Below are 1,017 nucleotides of genomic sequence, written 5' to 3'. Positions count from 1 at the left end.
GCGGTGCCGTCCTGGCTGGTCACCGTGAACTGGTCCTGGACCTGCTGGCCCGCGGTCAGCTCATCATGGGCGCCGTTGCCGGCGTAGCTCCAGGCCCCGCTGGCATCGATGCTGAAGTCGCCATAGCTGCCATGAACATTGCTCTGCGCCACGACATGGGCTTCGCCCGTATCCGGGTCGGTGATGGTCAGCTGCCCGCTGGTGTTCAGTGCCGCGGCAATGTCGCCCTCGGTCACGGACTTGGAGTCCGAGCTCACCGACGCTACGTCGTTGGTGCCGGTGATGGTCACCGTCACCGTGCCGGTGGCGGTGCCGTCCTGGCTGGTCACCGTGAACTGGTCCTGGACCTGCTGGCCGGCGGTGAGCTCGTCGTGGGCGCCGTTGCCGGCGTAGCTCCAGGCCCCGTTGGCATCGATCGTGAAGTCGCCGTAGGTCCCGTGGGCGTTGGTCTGGGCCACGACGTGGGCTTCACCGCTGTCGGGATCCACGATCGTGAGCTGGCCCGAGGCGTTCAACGCGGCGGCAGTGTCGCCTTCCGTGACGGGCTTCGAGTCCGACGAGACCGTGGCCGCATCGTTGCTGCCGGTGATGGTCACCGTGACGATGCCGCTCGCGGTGCCGTCCAGGCTGGTGACCGTGAACTGGTCCTGGACCTGCTGGCCGGCGGTGAGCTCGTCGTGGGCGCCGTTACCGGCGTAGCTCCAGGCCCCGTTGGCATCGATCGTGAAGTCGCCGTAGGTCCCGTGGGCGTTGCTCTGGGCCACGACGTGGGCTTCACCGCTGTCGGGATCCACGATCGTGAGCTGGCCCGAGGCGTTCAACGCGGCGGCAGTGTCGCCTTCCGTGACGGGCTTCGAGTCCGACGAGACCGTGGCCGCATCGTTGCTGCCGGTGATGGTCACCGTGACGATGCCGCTCGCGGTGCCGTCCTGGCTGGTCACCGTGAACTGGTCCTGGACCTGCTGGCCCGCGGTCAGCTCATCATGGGCGCCGTTGCCGGCGTAGCTCCAGGCCCCG

1 protein-coding gene is annotated in these 1,017 nt (G+C 68.3%); it reads right to left on the bottom strand.

Translation table 11 applies throughout. The features are described from left to right. The coding region (locus tag IVB27_RS09210) for a VCBS domain-containing protein (RefSeq protein WP_247443041.1) at positions 1–1,017 on the bottom strand (1,017 nt) is incomplete at both ends.

Origin of the sequence: Bradyrhizobium sp. 197 (assembly GCF_023073375.1) — a bacterium.
Classification (GTDB): domain Bacteria; phylum Pseudomonadota; class Alphaproteobacteria; order Rhizobiales; family Xanthobacteraceae; genus Bradyrhizobium.
Note: the sequence above shows the minus strand (reverse complement) of the source record. Positions and strands in the feature narration are given on the sequence as shown.